The organism is Chryseobacterium endophyticum, from assembly GCF_056333165.1.
This window is the reverse complement of the sequence record NZ_JBWGXE010000002.1, coordinates 402,442-425,728: the sequence shown is the minus strand read 5'-3', so window position 1 is coordinate 425,728 and position 23,287 is coordinate 402,442. Positions and strand designations below refer to the sequence as shown.

Below are 23,287 nucleotides of genomic sequence, written 5' to 3'. Positions count from 1 at the left end.
AATAATCAGTCAATTTTATTACACCTCTCCTGATCAGAGAGGTTTTTTTATTTACATTCATTAGCATCAGATACCACAAAATTGTAATTTTTTGACTACGTTTTACAGTTTTTGATGGTTTTATTACAATTATTTAATATTTTTAATATAAATATATTATTTGGTTAGATATTTGAATGAAGATTTTTAATATCGGATGATACATATTCTATCATCTTTTATATCAAACACCTATTAAAATTAATATGATGTCAACACACTTTATAACACCGGAAGACCGCCTCATCAGGATATTGTGGAAGTCTTTTTCCATTCCCGTCAATTGATTCTTTATTATTATTATAATTAAGTGTTTTCATCTATATTTTAAAACCATTAAAACCTTTGACGATCATGATTTTTGAAGATGAACATTCTGTAATGCAGGATAATCACAATCTTTCTTTTGTTAAAAATGTTGTGAATTTCCACGGAGACAAATCTTTTATTCTTAATTCTTTACAAAAGATAAAGAACAACACGTTATGCAAAATGAAGAAAAAAACGATTAATAAACTCATTAAAGACTATACCCGACACCTTAACTATATTGAAAACGAAGATATCAATTCCAAGCCTGATAACTACGAGCTCTCTCCTGTATATGCCAGACAGTCTTATAATAAGGTTCTGAAGGAAGATGAATATCTGCAGAAAGTTCTTGTGTTTTTAATGAATCAATAAAATTCTTTCTTCCTCCAAGTCAATTTTCAGAAGATGCTTCCTGATGAGATCTTCGTCGAAATATTGCTTCTCATCATGATTTTGTTCGATGAGCCATGCTCTCTGGGCATCAAGCAGTTTCAGGTAAGCATCTTTGGTTTCGGAGGATAATTTTATATCTGATTCCTTTTCTATTTTGCCCTTCCATTTTTCGTGAACCTGTTGCAGAAACGAACTTTTATCAAGCAGTTCGTTATGATTATCGCTAAGATACTGAACGGTAAGTTTTGCCAGCTCACGGCGGATCATATCTTCAGCTTCCTCATCCGGCAGATGGTCATCATAATCAGGGAGGTCCGCTTTTTTAATGATATAAGGCAAAGTAAATCCCTGAACGACCAAAGTGGTAAGGATAACGATAAAGGTGATGAAAAGAATAAGATTCCGCTGGGGAAAATCTGGCCCGCCCTCATGTAATTTCACAGGGATTGACAGTGCGGCTGCTAAGGATACAACTCCTCTCATGCCTGTCCACCCCAAGATAGCAGGAACCTTAAATCCAGGATGCCGGGAGTCTGCGACAGTTATGAAATTCCTTGCAATGAGCGTTACCACTACTGCCCCATAAGCGCATAATATCCTTACTACGATAAGTACTGCTGTAATTAAAAGACCATAACCGATAGCGGATGAAATACTTACAGCTTCCAATCCTGAAATAATCTCAGGAAGATCGAGGCCGATTAAAATAAACACGATGCCGTTTAACGCAAAGGTCAGACTTTCCCAAACGTTAATCCCGCGGAGCCTGGATGAAGTACTCAGGAATGTATGCCGGTGATTTGAAAGTAATAAACCACCGCTTACTACCGAGAGAACTCCTGAACTATGTACCTCTTCAGCTGCAATATACATCAGGTAAGGTGCCACGATGGTAAGGATCGTATCCATATTCGCATCCGTAGGAAGGACCTTTTGCCCTTTCATAAACAGCCAGCCAATGAGCAGTCCTATTCCGATGCCGCCAACGAGCATCCATGAAAAACTCAGAGCAGCTTCATGCCAAACGAACTGTCCCGTAGCTACAGCAATAAGTGCGAAACGAAAAATAATAAGTGATGAAGCGTCATTGAGAAGACTCTCCCCTTCAAGGATTGAAGACATTCTTTTGGGAACTTTTACAAACTTTAGAATGGCTCCTGCACTCACGGCATCCGGAGGGGAAACAATTCCGCCCAGCAAAAAACCGAGGGCAATTGAAAATCCCGGAATAAAGTGGTTGGCCACAAAAGCAACCGTCGTTGCCGTAAGGAAAACAATGGGAAATGCAAAACTGCCGATAATTCTCCGCCATTTCCAGAGCTCCTTCCATGAGATAGACCATGCCGATTCATATAATAATGGAGGCAGGAAAATGATAAAGATAAGCTCCGGATCTATTTTTACAACAGGGATATTCGGAATAAAACTGATCGCCACTCCCGCAATAACGAGTAATACCGGATATGCCACCCTGATTTTATTGGCCAGCATTATAAGCAGCACAATGATGATGATCAGCGTTAAATAAAAAGGAAAATTTTCAATCATTCATTAGATATTGACGGAATAAATTTAATCATTTTCAGTAAAAATTAACGAAGTTTAGAAGCATAAATATCGCAATTATGTTTTCAGGAATGCTTCAATACATCACCAGAAATAGATAATTTCTAAAATCCCGGAATTCAATGCTACCACACAAATACCACGTTTTTATTTTGTTTTTTTTCCTGTTTAATTCCTTTCAATAGCAGTAAACAGTGAGTCTGTGAGCACTTTAAATAAATTTTAATCTAAAAATTAATATGTGTTTAAATAGTATTCAAAACATAAGGCATAGTATTTGTAAATAGTTACACACGACACTTCACCTAATTTGGAATACAAACTCAAACACACAAAATATCATGAACGTTGCAGATTTAAAAATCAAAAATTTAGTAGAATACAAAAATCAGATTTATAATATCACTGAAATATTTCAGGATAATGAAAAAGATTATTTTGTGAAAATTGAAAACGACATTTACAGTCTTTCTGTTCCGGCAGAATCTATTAAGCCGATTCAGATTACTGAAGAATGGCTGGAGAAATTCGGTTTTTCAAGAACATACAGCTCAGAGCAGCGTATAAGATACGAAAGACCGGAAGCATTTATAAAATATGATATTGATCTCAGCTCAAGAAAAATCGTAGACGGATTAAAAATTTATGGAAACTCGATCAGATGTAAATACATTCACGAGTTCCAGAATATTTTCTCCTGCCTTTTCGGAAAAGAACCGGCAACCATGAACTACGGATTAGTAGGCACCGAATCTTAATTATAATATATTTTCCAATCAGAAAGATGCTGTATCACATTGATACAGCATCTTTTTTTTTGATCTAATTTTCGTTAAGATAGTCTTTTATGATTTTCAGAACTCCGAAATTATCATTGGAACATGCTTCAAAATTGGCTGCTTTTTTTACAGACGGATGAGCATTTTTCATCGCATAAGAGTATTTGGAGTTTTTCAGCATTTCTATATCATTCATATAATCTCCGAAAGCCATGGTTTGCTGGGGTGTGATATCCAGTGCGGCCTGAAGTTTTTCCAGCGCGTTTCCTTTATTGATATTTTTATTCATGATATCCAGCCAGTACTGCCCGGAAACAACGACTTCCAGGTTGTATTTTTCAAAATCTTTCACAAAAGGATAAACGTTTAATTCAGAGCCTTCAGGATGATAAACGGCAATTTTAAAAAAAATGTCGCTGTTTTCAAAGGTAAGGTCTTCCACCACTTCATTGTCAGTGTAAAATTGTGAAATATAGTTGATAAAATCGGGATTATCAGTTTCTACATAGGCTTTTTTCTTTCCGGAAAGGACAGCTGTAGCCCCCGGGATTTTTCGTATGGCCGTGATAATCTCAGCAATGTACTCCTGCTCCATCCTATCGGCAAAAAGCTCTTTATTTTTATAGATTACATAGCCTCCGTTTTCAGCAATGAAAGCCATTTCATTTTCCTGATCTCCAAAGTATTTGGTAATACCGAGCATCTGTCTGCCGCTCGCCGGAACAAATAAAATATTTCTTTTCTTAAGTTCTTCATAGACCTTCGGAAAGTCGGGACTTACTTCATGTTCTGAATTGAGAAAAGTTCCGTCCATATCCGTTACGATCATCCTGATATCATCCATAAAAATATTTTTCAGTTTTTAAAAATTCATTACAAATATATTATTAATAAATTTAATGAAATGAAAACCTTTGTATTTGGATATTAATGAACTATTGCCGGTAATGTTGTATTTATTATTTGTTAATTCTAAAATTTGTACGAAATATTAATTTTATTCTTAAATTTACACAGAATCCGTAATTTTAAGTTGTATCGTATTTAATGATGAGAAACGTTCGTCTGGCATTTTTATTTATCTTATTCTTTCATTCTCTGATCTTTTCTCAGTCTAAAAACAACCGTGAGAAATTCAAAAGTAAAGTAAAGGCCAATTCAAAGCTCTTCATTTCGGATATCAATAAAGCTTATGTCGAGCTTAACGGGCTTATCAGGACTTCCAGAATTCTCAAAGATTCTCTGTCGGAGATGCAGCTGCTGGAAAAAAAATGCAGGTATTTTTATAATAAGAATCTTGTCGACAGCCTTATTATTTCTTCAGAACAATTGCAGAAGGTTTCAGACCGCTATCGCAACGTCTATTACGAAGCGATGGCGAATGTTTATATTGCCGAGACTTATTCTGTAAATAAATTGTATGACAAAGCTATTGTCCATTTGGATAATGCCTATTCTATCCTGCAAAAAGATCATTCTGACAGTAAAAAGATATTTTATGCCAAAGCCAATGTACTCAGCAGTTTTGCGAATGTTTATCTGGACAAAGGAGAGCCCAGGAATGCTGTTAAAAAAATACTGCAGGAAATAAAAACCGGGCATGAAATAAAAAACAAAAATGAATATGACGAGTTTCAGTATCTGAACTATTCGAATCTTTCAAGCATTTACTCCGAATACAATCTGGATTCCGCATTTTATTTCGCTAATAAATCGATTGACATAAAACCTGCCGGCATTTCTGAGGAGAAATCGATGATTGGAAATTTTACAGTCATCGGAAAATACTACCGGAAAAGGAAGGAGTATGGAAAATCTATAGAAAATTTCCACAAAGCATTGAAAATCAGTCAGCGCACAGGGATTGAGCTGAATATCAACGATACTTACAAATCTTTACAGGAGATTTACTTGGAGACGGGAAGAAAAGACAGTGCCGATTTTTATGAAAATAAAATTAAGCAAAATGATCTTCAGATGCTTCAGAGTAAATACAATTCACTTCAGGAAGTGATGAATAAAGATGAAGAAGAGCAAAATAAAAAACTGACCCTGAATTTTTTCATCTGGGCAGTTTCCATAATGATCGTTCTGGCGGTTTCCATATTCTTTTATCTAAAATTGAGAAAGAAAAAAGTCGTGGAAAAAAATCAGAATCTGCATGATCTCTATCACCACCTTATCGCGTTGTTGCAAAACAATGATCCGGGATTTATGTTTGCTTTTGAAAATGCTTTTCCTGAATTTTCCGATAAATTGCTAAAGATCAATCCCGAGCTGCAACAGTCGGAAATTGAATTTTGTGCACTTTTGAAATTAAAACTTTCTACTAAAGAAATCGCAAAATATACCTTCATCGAGACAAGAACGGTTCAGAACAAGAAATACAGAATCAGAAAAAAGTTGGAAATTCCTCAATCTGTAGATATTTATAACTGGATAGATAATATTTAGTGAAATTTTTTACTGGTATTTCTGAATAATCAAAATAAACGGACCGGATATTTTTCTGGTCCGTTTTTCATTTACTTTCAACGTATTAAATTTAATTTACAATTGGTAATATCGTAAAAATAACGTCGAATCAACAATAAAAGTATCAAATGAGCACGTGATATTTTATCATATTGATGGTTAAAATGTGATTTATGTAAAGAAATCTATAAATTTGTTAATGTATTCAAATGTCAGAAACACCATACCATTCACATCATATTAAAACTAAAATCTAAAAAATTCACACTTATTAAACATTATTCGTTATGGTAAAAAACTCTTCTTTTACATTCAAAAAAACTTTGGCTCTTTTAGGGCTGGGATGTAGTCTTTTTGTAAATGCCCAATCGTGGGAGAACATTGGTTCTTCTGAAATTATCTCTGCAGGAAATTCGGGGTATAATAATTTATCCGTTGATGCGTCGGGCAATTATTATGTTTCTTATTATGATGTCTCTGTAGCAAAAGGTTCTGTACAGAAATTCGACGGAACATCATGGTCTTATCTCGGAGGTTCAGCAGGAATTACCAATGGGGTTGCCACCTTTAATGCATTAACCGTAGATGGGCAGGGAAATGTTTATTACAGTAACCAGGCCAGCTATCCGGGTACGGGTATGGAAGTCAGAAAATACAGTGCAGGAGCTTGGAGCGCTTTGCCGCCGGCATCAACCTCGAGCTTAACGTATCAGGCCATTGCTGTTTCATCTTCCAATATCCTTTATGCCTATGGATCAGACGGTGCAGGAACGGTAAGAAGATATAAAAACGGAACCTGGGAGCAGGTTGGAAATGCAGGTTTTGCGGGTGGCGCTACATTTGCCAAAATGGTGGTAAGTCCGGATAACAAAATTTATACCTGTCAGCTAAACAGCGGCAGTATTAAAGTGTACAGCATAAATGCTGATGCTTCCTCTTCAGACACATGGACGCAGGTTGGCGGAGCGGCTGCCGGAAATGCCTATAGCTCAGACAATTCTTATTCGGATATTGCGCTGTACAATAACACGCCTTTTATCCTGTATGTTTCAAGTGCAGCTGAAGGCAGGAAATTAAACGTAAAAAAATTCGACGGGACGTCGTGGGTGCAGGTCGGTAATGCAAACTTTTCGGATACGGTAGTCAATAATACGGGGCTGGCGGTGTCAGCAAACGGAACTCCTTTTGTGGTTGCCGGGATCTGGGACAGCTCTTTTTCCGATCATGGAAGAAACTTTGTGTATACTTTAAATGCCTCTACCGGAAGCTGGCAAAAAGTGGGTGGCGATTTTATCTCATCAGGAGTTTCTACTTTTAATGATATTGCAATAGACAACGTAAACAATTACCTCCTTGTAGCCTACTCTCAAAATGGTACTGCTGTAAAAAGAATTGCCTTAAACAGCCTTTCTGTAAATGATATTAAAAAAGATGATTCATTCGCTGTGTATCCTAACCCTACGACTGGGATAATTAACATTAAAGACAACAAAAAAATAAAATCGGCTGAAGTAATAAGCGTTTCCGGACAGGTGATGAGCACAAAAATGACCGATCAGAAGTTGGATATTTCCGATGCACCTAAAGGGGTATACTTCCTGAAAGCAACCTTCGACGATGGAAAAACTTCAGTGAAAAAGATCATGAAGCATTAACAAATTATTTTAGTAAAAAGTAAAAAGTAAAAAGTAAAAATTTGGTAAATTAAAGAAGGCCTGGAAATCTCATTTGAAATTTTCAGGCTTTTATATTTAAATAATCTAAGGCTACATCACATCTGCTTTAACCCAGACGCTCACTGAGCAGGGATTTACTGTAAAAACAGCCTTCCCTTCTTCATTTGTCATTATTTCTTCTTCTCTGTTATGAAGGAAATCTTTAAATATGGAATTGGCATGCTCTTTTCCAAGATTGATTTCTTTAAATCCTTCTTCGTTATTTGAGATGATGGTCACACATCCGAAAAGATCGTCACTTCCCTTTCTAACCCAGCCAATACAGTTCGAATGATCGAAGTACCTGATCTGTTGCCCTATGGCAAACCGTTGCCGGGCTTTGAGAAGTTTTGGAAGAATTTCAATCTTAGGCATAATGATTTTTATTTCCTCACCGTTTATCATATCGGTATATTCCGCTCCGAACAGATCAGGATAAAAGACGCAGGGATAAGCATCTTCCGAAAGTAAGATGATTGCATAAGCGAGAGGTTTGAACCAACTTTTGACAGCCGATTCCAGTGCCTGAAGCTTTTGAGTATCGTGGTTTTCGACAAATGACACCGACAGTAAAGGCTTTTGCTCTAAGAAACTTCCCTCTAAAATTTGAGAAAGATCATAGTCTTTTCCCTCTTTGGAAGCTTTAAAAAAATTATAATGTAAAGGAGCATCAAAACATGAGATGAGATCGCTCATTTTATCAGAAAAAGATCTTATTTTTTCAGCATCGTCTTTCCAGAATTCACCGAGTACGAAACAATTGGGATTCAGCTCTGTTTTTATGTAAGTGATCCATTCTTTCAGAAAATCAGATGAAAGGTGTTTCAGTGCATCCAGCCGGAGGCCGTCTGCCTTTGTTGTTTCAAGATACCATTTAATCCAGCCTTTCATTTCCTGCTTCACTTTGGGATTGCGGTATTCTACATCTGCACCCATCAGGTAGTCGTAGTTTCCAAACTGGTGGCTTACGTCATTTGTCCATTCCGTTCCGTAATCATTATGAATTTTGAAAATTCCATAAAGCTTTTCGCCGTCTTTCTGAACAACATCAATACCGCTGAAACACTGATGATCCCAAATAAAATCTGAATATTTTCCATTTCTACCGGGAAAAGTGAATTTTGTGTTGGCTAAAACTTCAAACGCACCGGAAGTTACCTGATTGCGGTCATCTTCATTGACTTTGTGAACGGTGATACTCTCTTCTTCATCACCGCCCATCCTGTGGTTGAGCACGATATCGGCATACACTGCAATTCCCTGCTGATGCGCTTTTTCAATAGCATGGATATATTCTTCTTTTGTACCGTAACGCGTTGGAATTCCTCCCTTCTGATCAAATTCTCCGAGATCATAAAGATCATATATATCATATCCTCTCCCATCAAGACCGAGATTACATTTGGTAGCAGGAGGAAGCCAGGCTGCAGTGATGCCTAAGTCTTTTAGATATTCTGTCTGTTCTGCAAATTCATTCCAAAGGTGGCCTTTATAATACCAGTGAAAATATTGAATGATTACTCCGTTCATATATGGCAATTCATGTTTAATCATTATTCAATACTAATTTCAATAATAAATTTAATAAAACGTATGATTGAAGTCAATTGTGGATAGATGGATGTGATTCTGCTCATAATCATTTTACGCGGCAGATGCTATCTTTGTTAAACACCCATAAAATAAGATATGAAACCTAAACAGATCCCGGGAGTTCCTCAGCAAAAAAGCGGAGGATTTCATGATACTGAAAGCATAAAGCAATACAAAGCTACCGAAGCTGATGCTAAATTCGAGATCCTGAAAAAGCGTTTTTTTTCAATTAATCATTGGAGGGAATACTCAGGAAAGGCCTCATCAGAATTTAAACATTTTAGTGAATCCGGGCAGCCGGTTGATAGGGTTCCTCGACGCGGAGATTTCATCAGGATCGGTATTCCCGGACCGGGTACGGAAGAAGCCGGCGGCTACGACTGGGTGGAAGTAACCCATATTGCTCACCGGCAGATTGATAATGATGAATCGTATCTTATTTCCTGCATGCCATCAAAAGACCCGAACCAGCCCAAAGGCCGTGTCGCGCATTTTTACAGCGCTTCAGCTACTTCCAACTTCATGATTGCCAAAGAGGGAAATACATTAAAAGCAGCTATCTACGGCAGAAATGAAAAACCCAATTTTGATGCAGGATTTTTAGATAAAATAAGAAACTTTATGATTGCTGTGGGAGGCATGATGGGGTTTTCTAAAATCCAATGGAAGATGCTGGCCGAAGGATTACTTGATTTCTGAAATGATGATTAGCATGAATCACTTTTTCGTGATCCATGCATTCATATATTCTCTGTTCATCCGGGCTATATTGTCCAGGGAGATCTTTTTGGGACATTCCACTTCGCAGGCTCCTATAACGGAGCAGTTTCCGAAACCTTCTTCATCCATAGCTTTAACCATATTCAGTACTCTTCTTTTTGCTTCCACCCTTCCCTGGGGTAAAAGGGCAAAATGAGAAACCTTGGCACCCACGAAAAGCATCGCAGCACCATTCGGACAACAGGCAACACAGGCACCGCAGCTTATGCATGAGGCGGCGTCCATGGCTTTATCCGCATTTTCTTTGGGAACTGCAATAGCATTGGCATCAAGAGTACTTCCTGAAGTATTGACGGAAATAAATCCGCCCGCCGCCATGATCCTGTCAAAAGCACTGCGGTCGGTGATGAGATCTTTGATGACCGGGAATGCCACACTTCTCCAGGGTTCCACTACAATGGTTTCACCGTCCGTAAACATTCTCATGTGAAGCTGACAGGTAGTAATTCCGGTATCGGGTCCGTGTGCTCTTCCATTAATGTACAGTGAGCACGTTCCGCAGATTCCTTCCCTACAGTCGTGGTCAAAAGCGACAGGCTCTTTGTTTTCACGGATCAGCTGTTCATTTAAAATATCCAGCATTTCCAGGAAAGAGGTGTCTGTTGAAATATCAGAAACTTTGTATATTTCAAACTGTCCTTTGGTATTTCTGTTTTTCTGTCTCCAGATTTTCAGGGTAAGATTTAAAGTTTTCTTTGCACTCATATTGTCTTTAGATTTGATGATTTTTAAATGTACACCAAAAGAAAGGTCTGCGTTTATGAGTCGCCTCATAATCATTAAATTTTTAGATACCACATCTTGCTTTTTGGGTCAAAGATGGTCTTATAGTTGCAGATTCATCACCAATCAATAATCACTAAATACAATTTATTATGGAAACTAAAACACCAGCAAAGAAAACGGCTGCAAAAAAGACTACTTCAGCGAAGACTACCTCAAGATCAACTTCAAAAACGCCGGCTAAAAAAAGTGCGGCAAAAGAACTGAAAGATCTGTTTGAAGATTCATTAAAAGATATTTACTGGGCTGAAAAAGCATTGGTAAAAGCATTACCGACCATGATGAAAAATGCTACCGACGAGAAGCTGAAAACTGCCATTGAAAATCACCTTGCCGAAACAGAAACCCATGTGCAAAGACTGGAAGAGTGCTTTAAAGCATTAGGCAAAAAAGCTCAGGCAAAAAAATGTGATGCCATGCAGGGACTTCTTGACGAAGGCAAAAGCATCATCGAAGAAACAGAACCCGGAACCGTTAGAGATGCAGGGATCATCGCAGCAGCTCAGAAAGTGGAACATTATGAAATCGCCACTTACGGTACGCTGGCCGCTTTTGCAAAAGTTCTCCAGGAAGAAGATTGCCTTAAACACCTTCTGGAAACCTTAAACGAAGAAAAAAAATGTGACCAGCTACTGACTAAAGTTGCTGACACCAACCTTAACAGCAAAGCAATGTAATCAAAAATTTAATCAAATATAAGAGGTCTGGCACAGACCTCTTTTTTTATGCCTGATCTTCCGTTCTCAGATGGTCAGTCCGTAAGTGTTCTTCACCTGGGCCATTACGAAAGTACTGTGTGTACTGCCGATGGACGGTACCGCACCAAGGATATTGAATACAAAATTCTGATACTGCTTCATATCTTTTACATATACTTTCAGCAAAAAATCAAAATCCCCGGAAATACTGTAGCATTCTGCCACTTCTTCAATTTCCAGAATTTCGCGTTCAAACTCTATCGCCAGGTAGCTGTCGTTGCTTTTTAATTTAAGCTGACAGTAAACCGTCAGGCCCAGATTGAGTTTTTCAGCATCGAGTAAAGCCGCATATTTTTTAATGTATCCTTCCTGTTCCAGTCTTTTCACCCTTTCAAAAACCGGTGACGGTGACAGGTTTACTTCTTTCGCAAGTTCTTTAACGGTCAGTTTTGCATCTTTTTGAAGGAGTCTGAGGAGCTGCAGATCTTTGTCATCGAGGTTGTCCATAGAATAATATTCTTTAAATATCAATTTTAAAACAAATTTAAAGAATTTAATTCTTTAAAAATAACGTTAAAAAGTATTTATACCTAAATTTTATCCAGTAATTCAATATATTATTCTTTATTAATATTTTTACTCAAGACAAAAGGTAATTAAGATTTAAACCTTTGTCGCTAATAAAAAGTAAAGGGAATATTTTATATGAGAGACGCTCCCAAATGGGAGTGCTCTCTTTTTCAGAGAATTAATTTTATAAATTAGTATATTAATCTTAGGGGAAGCAGTTTTACAATATTTTGTACAGCTGCTTTTTGTTTTATTGTGGCAATTGAGGAACTGAAACTTTCTCAGGCTTAGAAGTGAGTGTACGCAGAAAAGCTTCCAGCTGCGATATTTCCCGATCGGATAAATCGAGCATCCTGACCATTCCTGATTTTTCAGACTTCAATGATATACCTTCGTGAATGGTTGCCCGTCTTTGGGAATGCTCCGGATTTCCATTGCTGTAAAACCGGATTACTTCTTCCAGGGTTTTCATGGATCCGTTGTGAAAATAAGGTCCTGTCATAGATACTTCTCTCAGCCCCGGCACCCGGAATTTTCCGGCGTCACTGCGATCCTTTGTCATAAGATACCTACCCGCGTCCTCTCCTTTTTCGCCCAACAACGATGTTCCTATATTTTCAAACTGGTTATTTGAAAAGTACCCTGAATTATGGCAGTTCATGCATTGAGCCTTCGTTCTGAAAAGATGCAGTCCCATAAGTTCATCATCGGTATAAAGATCGGATTTTCCGTCGATGAAGAGGTCGAACTTACTTGGTGAGCTTACCACTTTCCTCTCAAAAGTGGCGATCGCTTTTGATATACGGTCTTTCGTTACGGCCTTATCGCCAAAAACCTTTTCAATAAGGTTTCGTATCCTTTTATCTTTGAAATTTTACCCGTTGCCATATCCATGTGCTCCCCCATTTCCCTATGGTCCTCAATAGGCATCCTAGACTGATCTTCCAGCGATGCGGCGCGGCCATCCCAAAATAAGGCCCTGGCATAGGCCACATTGAAAATACTCATGGCATTGCGGGATCCCTGCTGGCGATCGTGGCCAAAAGAAAAAGTTCTGTTGTCGCACCAGCCCAGTTCAGGATCGTGGCATGAAGCACAGGCTATCTGATTGGATTTTGAAAGCCGTGGATCAAAAAAAAGTGTTTTCCCCAATAATTCTTTATCAACAGAATACGGATTGTCAGCAGGAAAAGAGATTTCCGGCAAATGACCGATTTCAGAAAATGATGAAACCGATTCGGGATCGAGGATCGGTTTAGGCCAACTTGAAGAATCACCTGAAGAATACAATGTTCTCAGGTTGTCCATAAAAGCCGCTTTTTGTCTTATTTCTTTCTTTACCGAATGATTCAGACAGTTGTTGAAAACTGAAACGAGAATGAATAAAACGAGGATCCAGCTTAACGCATTCTTCATAGCCATGATAATTTCAGCAAAAATATAATAATTTAAATAATTTCATTTTTATTCGATACATAACTTCCTTGTAAACTTTAGATTAAGAAAAAATAAAATAAAATTAATTCTGCCGATGTAACAATAATCCACCCTGGAGTGTCTTATATGTAAAACCTAGTTTCATAATGAAAATCATTTTAACATCGATCGCTTTACTGGCAGGTATTCTGACATTTGCACAAACAGAAAAAGATACTATAAAATCCAAAGAAAAAGAAATTGAAGGCGTAACCGTTACCGTAAGAAAACCAACGGTAGAGTCTAAAGTAGACCGAACGGTCTTCAATGTTTCCAACAGCTCCATACTTGCCGGTAATACCACCTGGGATGTTCTGAGAATGACTCCTCTTGTAAGTATCGACAATAATGATGCGATAAAAGCAGAAGGAGAATCTGTAACGGTTTACATCAACGACAGGAAATCCGTATTTACGGGCAAAGAGCTTAAAGAATACCTGAAGACGATTCCCGCTGATAATCTGATGAAAATTGAGGTTATTACCAGCCCTTCCTCAAGATACGAAGCGACAGGAACCGTTATTAATATTGTCCTGAAAAAACGCGATGACGAAGGATTGAAGGGAAGCGTAACGCTCAACAACCGCCAGAACACCAAGAATTCACAATACACCAATTTTAACCTGAATTACCATAAAAAGAATTTTACCCAAACGCTTATCGGAAGCTACAGTGACAATACGTATGTGCAGAAAGATTCAAGTTTTTACTCGTGGTACGCCGATAATTCTACCAACCAGATCAATAGCTATGTCATTGGCAGAAACAAGAGTCCGTCGGTTTCCTCCACTTCAGAATATGAAATTGATGCCAAAAATACCGTTGGGGTTATCCTTGAATATTACCAGAGTAATTCCACTTCAAATTCCAGTGCCGACAGAACTGATTATATCGACAATATTTTTAAAAGTTCTTCCGAACAAAACCAGAATTCAACAGGTCTCAACCGCAATCTGGGAACCAATATTTTTTACAAATGGTACGATAAGGAAAAGAATAAAATTCTGGATGTCAATCTCGGAACCAATTATTACGGACAGGCAGAAGACAGTTATTTTATCAGAAACACTATTCCTGCACCGGTCGGGACTGACGGTACTGAGACCCTTGGTGTCATCACCGACACTGAAAATCGGAATTACTATGCAAAAATAGATTACACCCAGCCTTTGGGTAAATCCGGAGCAAACTTTGAAGTCGGAGGAAAGATAAATTTTAATAATAATGTCATTCCGAATAATTTATCCGGAAATATGCTCAGTGGCCTCAGCAGTCACGATGTTTTCCATTACGAAGATTATATAGGCTCACTATATGCGAACTACAGCAGGACGTTTTTTAAAAAGCTAGAAACCAGAATCGGCCTTCGTTACGAATATATCGATTATAAACTCCGTCAGGATGTGGCTGGTGCTTCTCGAAAAGACTCTTACGGTACTTTCCTTCCTAATATTCTAGTGAAATATACATTCTCGGATAAATATGATTTAAGCTTGACCTACAACCGCAATATCTGGAGACCGTGGTACGCAGAATTCAATCCTTTTATGACACCCAATACCAACGGAATTTACAGCCGCGGGAATATTGATCTGGATCCTAACCCAAGCGACAGGCTCTACATGAAGCTCGGTATTTTGAAGAAGTATTTTATTTCTGCAAGATACATGTACACAGACCAGGATTACTGGACCGACTATTTGCAGGAAGAGATTCCGGATGGTACCGGAAAGAAGAAGATCAATATTACTCAACCGTCAAATTTTACCGGAAAGGTTCACAAATATTATCTGTATGCCAATACCAATCAGACCTTCTTTAAAAATAAATTTACTGTAAATCTTGGACTTGGATGGTACTATATTGATAACAGTGATTTTAATATGAAAAATGGCATTGAAGGAAACGCTTACATCAGCTACCTGAGCGCATCTACGAATCTCTCTTATACCAATCTTTTCAATAAAAATATTAACGTAAGCGCATGGATGGAGATCTCCAACCAGAACAACGGGAACTCTACGACGAACAAGGCCAATATTTTTCACAATATTTCCGTAACCAAGATATTCCCTAAAACCCAGATGGAAGTCAGCCTTCAGCTGATGAATATTTTCCAGAGACCCAACTATGATGCAACCACTTACAATCAACAGGGATTTGTGCGTAGTGCATCAACCTGGGACTGGTACGGCGCTTCCATTTCATTTGTAAAACGTTTTGGAAACCAGAAGGTAAAAGAAAATACCAAAACCGATGTTGAGAAGAACGGCGGCGGCGGAAAATAAAAAATAACATTCCTCATTGACAGACGGATGATGTATCGTATGGTGCATCATCCGTTTTTATTAAATATTTAAATAATAATAAAAAATGCTAAATTTTTCACATAATATGATTTGTGGCACAGATATTTATAGTATTTAAATAAAAATACCAAACGATGACACGGAATGCAGAAATGACAAAGATGATCAGAAAATATCTAACGACGAGTGTAAAATCTCAGTTTGATATGGACATAGATCTTGAAAAAGAATATACGTTAACGGAAAATATTGTTTCGAAAAAGCCTATTATAGCGCCTACTTTTACCCAAAAGATACTTGGTAGACCGGCTCTGAAGTTATTTTTAACCTCATTGATTGCGGAAATTAACTACGAAAAATGCAGTTGGGAATTTATTAAATCAAAACTAAAATTAATACAGGGATCAGATTCGCAACACATCCAAATGACATAATATATCCCGGTAGATGCTACCGGGATTTTTGTTTGCTGATTAAGCGCGTAAAAGTTTTTTCATCATGTTACTGTAAAAAATTAGCAACCTTATTTTCCAGGTCTTCAAGATTAAATGGTTTAGCAACATAATCGTCTGCCTGCGCCTGCTTGGCAAGGGCAACGATATCATTATTGGCCGTTACATAGATGACCGGAATGTGCTTGAAGTCCTCATGATTCTTCAGGAGTTTTGTTGCTTCCACCCCGCCGATTTTTGGAATCCAGTTATCCATAAGAATAACGTCCGGCTTGTATCTTTCGACCCGCTCCAAAATGTCGTGTGAGGTTTCGGAAATTTCCACCTGATAACCATTTTCTTCAAAAATGATGCTGATCACTTCCAGAATGGTGGTGTCATCATCAAAAATCAGGATTTTCTTTTTGTTCATATTCTTACGTAATTGTTAGGGATTTACTATTATAATTGATTAATGTATATTGGAAGATCATCGGGTCTGATGATCATATCATATTTAATTTGCTCCATGGCCTGTCTCGGCATGTAATCTACTTCAGCAGTCTTCGGATCCTGAATCCAGACTTTTCCGCCGTTTTTCTTGATGTAAGATAAACCTTCCACGCCGTCGGCATTGGCTCCGGACAGAAGGACTCCGATAAGGTTTTCACCATAAATCTCTGCTGCCGATTTGAAAGTCACATCAATGGACGGACGTGAGTAATTCATCTTTTCGGAACTGTCCAGCGACATTATTTTCCGGTCTTCAAAAAGAAGATGATAGTCTGCCGGCGTAATGTATATTTTATTGGGTTCGATTTCTGTTTTATCATCGATCTCTATGACTTCCACAGGAGTAAGCTGTTGTAGCAGTGCCTGTAGTATATTGGTGGAATGTGCCTTGCGATGCAGCACCAGGAGAATCGGAACCGCCAGGTTTTCATCAATCTTCCGGATCATCTCAAGGATGACCTGAAGACTCCCCGCAGAGCCTCCGATGACAATCAATTCCGTTTTTATATTTCCTTTATTTAAAATCATTAATTATGGTCCAGTTTTTTCCAGATCCTCTGGTCATCCACCTGATGATAATTTTCATCTAATTTAGAAAATCTTAGTGTTTCTTTCGCTCCTAAAGCTAAAAAACCTAAATTTTCTAAGCTATTATCGAATAAACGAAAAACTCTTTCCTGCAGGCCGCGGTCAAAATAGATCAGAACATTCCGGCACACGATCAGCTGGAAGCTGTTGAAAGAGCTGTCTGAAACCAGATTGTGGGTCGACAAAATCAGTTTTTCCTGAAGGCTTTTATCAAATTTCACGCTGTCATAATTTGCCGTGTAGTAATCTGAAAAATCCTTTTTTCCTCCTGATGAAATATAATTTTCCGAATACAATTTCATCTGTTGAAGCGGGAAAACCCCTGCTCTTGCCGTTTCCAGCACAGATGGATTGAGGTCTGTTCCGTAAATCAGTGATTTGTGATACAGATTCGCTTCCTTCAGTAGAATGGCTATGGAATAAGCCTCTTCTCCCGTAGAACATCCTGCTACCCAGATTCTTATTAAAGGATACGTTCCCAGCTGAGGAAGTATTTTCTCTCTTAAAGCTTTAAAGAACAACGGATCACGGAACATTTCTGTTACATTCACGGTAATTTCCTCGATAAAACGTTTCAGGTACTCGGGATCATTCAGAATGGTATACCGAAGTTCGGCAAAGCTGGTGAAACGGTCGATAAGGCATATCCGATTTACCCTGCGTTTGAACGAAGCTCTGCTGTATTCCGAAAAATCGTAGCCATACATTTCATAAACATCTTTAATCAAGTATTCTACCTCTTCGTCTTTTATGATACTGGGCTCAAGCATTTACGATAGTTTTTCCAGGGCTTTTATTAACTGATCTACGTCTATAGGCTTCGATATATAATCGTTTGCCCCTGCATCAAGGCATTTCTGTCTGTCTTCAGGCATGGCCTGTGCGGTCACTGCAATTACCGGTATTTCACTGATAAAAGGCGTTTCTCTTATAATCCTTGTGGCTTCATAGCCATCCATTTCGGGCATCATCATGTCCATAAGAACAGCATTGAAATGATGGTCTTTTTTCAGGATGTCAATAGCTTCCTGGGCCATGGTACAGCTTTCAATCTGATAGCCCCGCGATTTCAGGGTCAGTTTGAGGGCAAATATATTTCGCGGATCGTCGTCCACAATTAAAACTTTTTTATTCATCAGAATTTTAGCTGTTTAATTTTCATATAACCAGACTCTAAGTAAGGATAAAAGCTGATCGATGTCCACAGGTTTCGAGATGTAATCCGAAGCCCCTGCAGTGATACATTTTTCACGTTCTCCGATCATGGATTTTGCCGTAATGGCAATGATCGGGAGTCTTGTAAACATAGGCATTTTCCGGATCTGTCTTATGGTTTCATAACCATCCATTTCTGGCATCATCATATCCATCAGAATAACGTCTACATCAGGATGTTCTTTCATTTGCTGAAGGGCATGCCTTCCGTCCATGGCAACCACGACCTCTACCTTATATTTCTCGAGAGCTTTCGTAAGCGAAAATATATTCCGTACATCATCATCAGTTATGAGAATCTTTTTTCCGCTCAGAACTTCCGTTAGCGAGCCCAAAGTTTTGCTTCTTACCGTTTCGATAGAGTTATTTTTCTCTTCCACAAGATGCAGGAACAAACCGACTTCATCCAGGATTCTCTGGTAAGAATGTGCCGTTTTTACCACAATGGAATCGGCATATTGCTTTATTTTCAGTTCCTCCGACTTCGACAGGTTCCGTTCCGTAAATATGATGATCGGAAGGTTCTCCAGACCGTCATAGCTTTTAATGGATTCTATAATCTCGTATTCATTCCCTCTCGACGAGCCGATATCCAGAATGACACAGTCTGCGTGGCCTTCCGTAAGGGCTTTTACACTATCTTCTACATTATTTTCCACAGACAATGAGATGTTGAAATTGCCCAGGAAATACGAAAGCGCGCTGGCATGTTTCGCATTTTCCTCTACAATAAGAACTTTCTGCGGAGATTTTCTGATGACTTCCTCAATCTTCCTGAAGACTTCGTTCATCTGATCCAGTGCTACAGGCTTGTTGATAAAATCAATGGCTCCTTTCATCAGGCTTTCTTTCTTCACGTGAAGAACCGACATCATGTGTACCGGAATATGCTTGGTCTCAGGATCGGATTTAAGGTCATCCATAACCTGCCAGCCGTCTTTTACCGGAAGCTGTACATCCAGAAGAATAGCATGCGGACGGTACTGCAGAGCCGCAGAAAGGCCATGATCTCCTCGTACCACTACGACAGCCTTATACTTTTGCATGCGGGCATATTTCAGAAGTGCTTTGGCAAAATTGGTGTCGTCTTCGATGATTAAAATTACCCTGTCGCCGTCCTGAATATTTTCCCTGTCATCCGGCACACTCTCAGGAATTTCCAGGGTGTTGATGGTATTGTAATATTCTTCTTCTCCGTCATCCAGGATATTTTTTATTTCCGTGACATCTTCACGAATGATCTCTACCAGATCCTGATCGGTTTCGATATGCTCGATTTCAGATTCAGCGATGGCTTTTACAGGAATGATCAGGCAGAATTCACTTCCTTCATTCACATGGCTCTCCAGGGTGAGTTCGCCGCCTAAAAGCCTCGCAATTTCCCTGCTGATCGATAATCCAAGACCTGTTCCTCCAAATTTTCTTCTGGTAGAACCATCAGCCTGCTGAAATGCTTCAAAAATAATTTTCTGCTTATCTTCTGCAATACCAATTCCCGTATCTTTTACGGAGAATATGATGAAATCTTTCTTTTTAGGATCTTTTTTAATGTTTAAATCGATACTACCTTCTGTGGTAAATTTTAAAGCGTTTGACAGTAAATTTCTCAGAACCTGGTCCACTCTTAAACGATCAGTTTCAATCGTATTACTCAAATCATTATCGATCTGGATATTAAAGTCAAGTTTTTTCTCCTGGAATATCGGATTGAAAAGACTTTTTAAATCCTTTACAATATCATAAATCGGCACTTCCTGGTATTCCAGGGTCATTTTACCGGATTCAATTTTAGCAAGATCGAGGATTTCGTCAATTAAGGTCAGCAGACTGCTTCCAGAACTTTGAATTACCTTGGCCGATTCGATCTGATCTTCATTGAGGTTCTCCTCCGGATTTTCAGCCATCAGACGAGACAGCAGAAGGATTGAATTCAGTGGAGTACGGAGTTCGTGAGACATATTCGCCAGGAATTCCGATTTGTATTTTGTGCTTAAGGCAAGCTCTTCTACTTTTTTCTGAATCTCGTTGTTTCTTTCAGCAATAAGATGATTTTTCTCTTCCAGTAATCTTGAACGCTCCTCTAATTCTGCATTGGCCTGCATGAGCTCTTCCTGCTGTACTTTGAGTTCTTCTTCCGAAGCCTGCAGTTTCTGGGTTTGTGCTTCCAGTTCAGTATTCAGGTTTTCAAGCTCCGAATGCTGTACCTGCAATTCTTCCGACTGTGCCTGGGTTTCTTCTAAAAGTTGCTGTTCTTTTTCACGCCCTTTGGCTGCGCTTAGTGCAACGCCGATATTTCTGGTGCATTCAATGAAATAATCAACTCTGCTTTCGTCAAAATTATCGGTAGATCCCAATTCCAACACTCCTATGACATTGCCGTCGGCAAAGACAGGAAGCAAAAGAATGCCGTAAATCTGTATGGTGCTGCTGGCAAAGGTTACCACGAAGTCGTCTTCATGAAGATTGTTATAAACCTGTGTTTTTTCACTCACGAAAGTTTGTCCTACCATTCCTTCTCCAGGTTCAAAAATCTTTTTCATGTTGTTTTCAAGACCGAAAGCCGCTTTTAATTTCAGCAAACCGTCATCGTACAGGTACAGTGCACCATTGATGCATTTTCCGTACTCAATGATCTGCTGAAGGGCATTATCTGAAACTTCCTGTACAGATTTATTACCCATCATATGTTCGTTAAGCATGGCCAATCCTTTCTGACGCCAATCGCTGGCATTAATTTTATCGAATGATATTTTAAGAGATTCCGTCATGTGGTTCAACGATTCTGCAAGATCTCCAAGGTCATCCTCAGAATGATCGATTGCTCTCTGGCTGTAGTCTCCGTTAGCTACCCTGTTCGCAATCTGCTGAATAGCGCTTACCCTTCTGCTGATTTCAAGATCTTTGGCCTGAAGTGCTTTTTCCAGTTTATCTCTTCGGATAAGATCGGCTCTTAATTTAAGATAAAAGAAGGTCGTTACCACAATCGCTGCAATGGCAGAAAATATGATGAAGAGAACGGTTGTATTTGATGATTTGTTCAGGTCTTTATTTTTCAGTGCCAGCTGAACTTCTTCATACTGTACAAATTCTTGAACAAGCTTCCGGCATCTGTCCATGTAGACTTTACTCAGCAGTACCTGTTCCTGGGTCATGACAATGCCTTTTTTCCTGTTGTCAACAAAATGTTTCAGGTTTGAAATATTCGTATTGACATTTCGTTCGAGCTCATGAAGACGCCCGACCTGGCTCTGATCGCCGATATCTAAATTTTTTGCCCGTTCGATGGCTTTCGGAAATTCAATAAGGCTCCGGTTAAATGGATCCAGGAAATTTTCTTTTCCCGTAAGCTGATATCCCCTGTTTCCCGTTTCGGCGTCCAGTAAAGCGACTAAGACATCTTTAACCGCAGTGATGGATCTGCGGCTTTTTGAGAGGCTTTCCCGGTTCTCCATCTGTTTTTGTATACTTATATACGAAGCAACAGAACTTGCAATCAGGATGACTAAAGAAAGCCCTACTCCAACCTGAAGATTTCTTATGATTTTTTTCGGCATGAAAATTAATTTAATGGTAGTGTGAAATAAAATGTAGACCCCTCATCTACTTTACTGGAAACTCCGATGTTTCCGTGATGCTGCTTGATGATCTCGGCGCAGATAAACAAACCAATTCCCATCCCCTGAAACTGGAGAGAAGATTCTTCAACACGGTAGAACTTACGGAAAACAGCTTCCTGCTTAAAATCAGGAATTCCGATTCCGAAATCGGTAACGTTTACTTTTACTTCCTGCTCCTCTTCATCTACAAAAGTAGTTACAATTACCTGGTTGTTTTTAGGGGAATATTTGATGGCATTGGTTAAAAAGTTGATCAAAACCTGCTCGATACGGATCTCATCCAGAGGAATAAGAATATCCGGCCTGATGCCGTCTCTTTTTATTTTGACACGGTTTTCATCATGAGTCTGAAGGATGGTGTCAATGGCATTGCTGATAACATTTTCCAGATTGGTGGGTTTTTTATTTATTTTTAATTTGCCGTTTTCTATTTTTGAAACATCAAGCAAATCTGTGATCAGGGTATTTAATTTTTCAATCTGATCCTGAACTTTGGTAACAAAACCGGCTTCAGCACTTTCTTTATCGAGTTTCAATTTTCTTTCCAAAAGCTGAACATAAGCTTTAATGCTGGTTAAAGGAGTTTTGAGTTCGTGGCTTGCAATGCTCAGGAATTCATCTTTTTCCTTCTCCACTTTTTTCTGATCGTCGATGTCGGTAAACGTTCCTACCCAGTTTTTAATGATGTCTCCTTCATATACCGGTGTCACCCGAAGAAGGTGATAACGGTAATTTTCCGATTCAATATTTTTTATTCTGATTTCCAGTTCAAGGGCGTTTCCTTTCTTTCGGCATCGTTCCAGTTCTTCTCTGATATTGAAGTCATCCGGATGTGTTTCCGGGAATTCTTCCGCCGATTCTGAATATTCGTTCCATTTACGGTTAACAAAATCTATGACACCTTTGTCATTAAGGGTAAACGCAATTTGTGGAAGCGATTCCAGCATCAGATGAAAATGGTCAATCTGGGATTTCAGGGTAACCTGGGATTCTCTTCTTCCCTTTACTTCAAGTTCCAGGCTCTGCTGCGTTTTTTTCATCGCCAGATTCCGCTCCTGAAGATTGTAAAACGTTTTTACCTTCAGCAAAAGAATTTCAGGATCTACGGGCTTTGTCACGTAATCTTTACCTCCTGATGCATAACCCCGGGTGATGAATTTCTTTTCGGTATTGACGGCAGATAGAAAAATGATGGGCACCTCCTTGGTTTTGCTATATCCGGCAAGTGTTTCTGCTACCTCAAAGCCATCCATATCCGGCATCTGTACATCTAAAATAATTAAAGCATAATCATTTTTCAGTGCTTTTCCCAACGCCTTTTCTCCAGAGTCAGCCGTATCTACCTGAAAATCTTTTGATTCCAGAAGTTTTTTCAGGGAATAAAGATTACTCTGGTTATCATCAACAATTAAGATCATAGAAATGTAAAATCAAT

Annotated in this window: 20 protein-coding genes and 1 pseudogene; 8 read left to right on the top strand and 13 right to left on the bottom strand. The window is 38.8% G+C overall.

Annotated features, from left to right (window positions below; translation table 11 throughout):
• The first annotated feature begins 393 nt into the window (after positions 1-393).
• Positions 394-723: a hypothetical protein gene (locus tag AC0N32_RS06290; RefSeq protein ID WP_476393007.1), complete on the top strand. Its 330-nt coding sequence runs from the start codon at positions 394-396 to the stop codon at positions 721-723.
• Here AC0N32_RS06290 and AC0N32_RS06285 read toward each other — a convergent pair.
• Positions 709-2,292: a Na+/H+ antiporter gene (locus tag AC0N32_RS06285; protein WP_476393006.1), complete on the bottom strand. Its 1,584-nt coding sequence runs from the start codon at positions 2,290-2,292 to the stop codon at positions 709-711. The two genes, AC0N32_RS06290 and AC0N32_RS06285, sit on opposite strands and share 15 nt — an antisense overlap.
• A 359-nt stretch (positions 2,293-2,651) precedes the next feature.
• On the opposite strand from AC0N32_RS06285, the gene AC0N32_RS06280 reads away from it, so the two are divergent.
• Entirely contained in the window at positions 2,652-3,068 is a 417-nt protein-coding gene (locus AC0N32_RS06280) for a hypothetical protein (RefSeq protein WP_476393005.1), read from the top strand.
• 64 nt (positions 3,069-3,132) lie between these two features.
• Here the strand turns inward: AC0N32_RS06280 and AC0N32_RS06275 are convergent, their stop codons facing one another.
• On the bottom strand, positions 3,133-3,933 hold the full coding sequence (locus AC0N32_RS06275) for an HAD family hydrolase (RefSeq protein WP_476393004.1): 801 nt from the start codon (positions 3,931-3,933) through the stop codon (positions 3,133-3,135).
• 203 nt (positions 3,934-4,136) lie between these two features.
• On the opposite strand from AC0N32_RS06275, the gene AC0N32_RS06270 reads away from it, so the two are divergent.
• Positions 4,137-5,543: a hypothetical protein gene (locus tag AC0N32_RS06270; RefSeq protein ID WP_476393003.1), complete on the top strand. Its 1,407-nt coding sequence runs from the start codon at positions 4,137-4,139 to the stop codon at positions 5,541-5,543.
• Positions 5,544-5,851: 308 nt separating this feature from the next.
• The gene (locus AC0N32_RS06265) at positions 5,852-7,219 is read left to right on the top strand and encodes a T9SS type A sorting domain-containing protein (RefSeq protein WP_476393002.1); all 1,368 of its coding nucleotides are present in this window, start codon (positions 5,852-5,854) and stop codon (positions 7,217-7,219) included.
• Between the two features lie 111 nt (positions 7,220-7,330).
• Here AC0N32_RS06265 and amyA read toward each other — a convergent pair whose 3' ends face one another.
• Entirely contained in the window at positions 7,331-8,809 is a 1,479-nt protein-coding gene (amyA, locus tag AC0N32_RS06260) for an alpha-amylase (RefSeq protein WP_476393001.1), read from the bottom strand.
• 159 nt (positions 8,810-8,968) lie between these two features.
• Between amyA and AC0N32_RS06255 the strand changes: the two genes are divergently transcribed.
• Complete coding sequence (locus AC0N32_RS06255) at positions 8,969-9,571, top strand: hypothetical protein (RefSeq protein WP_476393000.1); 603 nt, start codon at positions 8,969-8,971, stop codon at positions 9,569-9,571.
• A gap of 18 nt (positions 9,572-9,589) precedes the next feature.
• Here AC0N32_RS06255 and AC0N32_RS06250 read toward each other — a convergent pair whose 3' ends face one another.
• Positions 9,590-10,357, bottom strand: coding sequence for a succinate dehydrogenase/fumarate reductase iron-sulfur subunit (locus AC0N32_RS06250; RefSeq protein ID WP_476393342.1), 768 nt, complete (start codon positions 10,355-10,357; stop codon positions 9,590-9,592).
• Between the two features lie 170 nt (positions 10,358-10,527).
• Here AC0N32_RS06250 and AC0N32_RS06245 point away from each other — a divergent pair, with 170 nt between their 5' ends.
• Complete coding sequence (locus tag AC0N32_RS06245) at positions 10,528-11,112, top strand: YciE/YciF ferroxidase family protein (RefSeq protein WP_476392999.1); 585 nt, start codon at positions 10,528-10,530, stop codon at positions 11,110-11,112.
• A gap of 66 nt (positions 11,113-11,178) precedes the next feature.
• On the opposite strand, the gene AC0N32_RS06240 is transcribed toward AC0N32_RS06245, so the two are convergent.
• The 3 genes and pseudogenes from AC0N32_RS06240 to AC0N32_RS06230 all read right to left on the bottom strand — a co-directional run.
• Complete coding sequence (locus tag AC0N32_RS06240; RefSeq protein ID WP_476392998.1) at positions 11,179-11,640, bottom strand: Lrp/AsnC family transcriptional regulator; 462 nt, start codon at positions 11,638-11,640, stop codon at positions 11,179-11,181.
• Positions 11,641-11,953: 313 nt separating this feature from the next.
• Positions 11,954-12,472 (bottom strand): cytochrome-c peroxidase, encoded by a 519-nt coding sequence (locus AC0N32_RS06235; protein ID WP_476393347.1) that lies wholly within the window; start codon positions 12,470-12,472, stop codon positions 11,954-11,956.
• 12 nt (positions 12,473-12,484) lie between these two features.
• A pseudogene (locus tag AC0N32_RS06230) lies at positions 12,485-13,011 on the bottom strand (cytochrome-c peroxidase); the annotation flags it as partial.
• Between the two features lie 275 nt (positions 13,012-13,286).
• Here AC0N32_RS06230 and AC0N32_RS06225 point away from each other — a divergent pair.
• Together AC0N32_RS06225 and AC0N32_RS06220 are read left to right on the top strand one after the other, a co-directional pair.
• Positions 13,287-15,467: an outer membrane beta-barrel protein gene (locus tag AC0N32_RS06225; RefSeq protein ID WP_476392997.1), complete on the top strand. Its 2,181-nt coding sequence runs from the start codon at positions 13,287-13,289 to the stop codon at positions 15,465-15,467.
• Between the two features lie 155 nt (positions 15,468-15,622).
• On the top strand, positions 15,623-15,922 hold the full coding sequence (locus AC0N32_RS06220; RefSeq protein WP_476392996.1) for a hypothetical protein: 300 nt from the start codon (positions 15,623-15,625) through the stop codon (positions 15,920-15,922).
• A gap of 67 nt (positions 15,923-15,989) precedes the next feature.
• Here the strand turns inward: AC0N32_RS06220 and AC0N32_RS06215 are convergent, their stop codons facing one another.
• The 6 genes from AC0N32_RS06215 to AC0N32_RS06190 are packed head-to-tail and all read right to left on the bottom strand — an operon-like array spanning position 15,990 to position 23,270.
• Positions 15,990-16,352 (bottom strand): response regulator, encoded by a 363-nt coding sequence (locus AC0N32_RS06215; protein ID WP_476392995.1) that lies wholly within the window; start codon positions 16,350-16,352, stop codon positions 15,990-15,992.
• 29 nt (positions 16,353-16,381) lie between these two features.
• Entirely contained in the window at positions 16,382-16,960 is a 579-nt protein-coding gene (locus AC0N32_RS06210; protein WP_476392994.1) for a chemotaxis protein CheB, read from the bottom strand.
• Positions 16,960-17,790 carry a CheR family methyltransferase gene (locus AC0N32_RS06205; protein WP_476392993.1) on the bottom strand — a complete coding sequence of 277 codons (831 nt, stop codon included), beginning with the start codon at positions 17,788-17,790 and terminating at the stop codon, positions 16,960-16,962. The genes AC0N32_RS06210 and AC0N32_RS06205 overlap by 1 nt, the downstream gene beginning before the upstream one ends.
• Positions 17,791-18,156 carry a response regulator gene (locus tag AC0N32_RS06200; protein WP_476392992.1) on the bottom strand — a complete coding sequence of 122 codons (366 nt, stop codon included), beginning with the start codon at positions 18,154-18,156 and terminating at the stop codon, positions 17,791-17,793.
• 15 nt (positions 18,157-18,171) lie between these two features.
• Positions 18,172-21,789, bottom strand: coding sequence for a response regulator (locus tag AC0N32_RS06195; RefSeq protein WP_476392991.1), 3,618 nt, complete (start codon positions 21,787-21,789; stop codon positions 18,172-18,174).
• Between the two features lie 5 nt (positions 21,790-21,794).
• On the bottom strand, positions 21,795-23,270 hold the full coding sequence (locus AC0N32_RS06190; RefSeq protein WP_476392990.1) for a hybrid sensor histidine kinase/response regulator: 1,476 nt from the start codon (positions 23,268-23,270) through the stop codon (positions 21,795-21,797).
• Between the last annotated feature and the right edge of the window lie 17 nt (positions 23,271-23,287).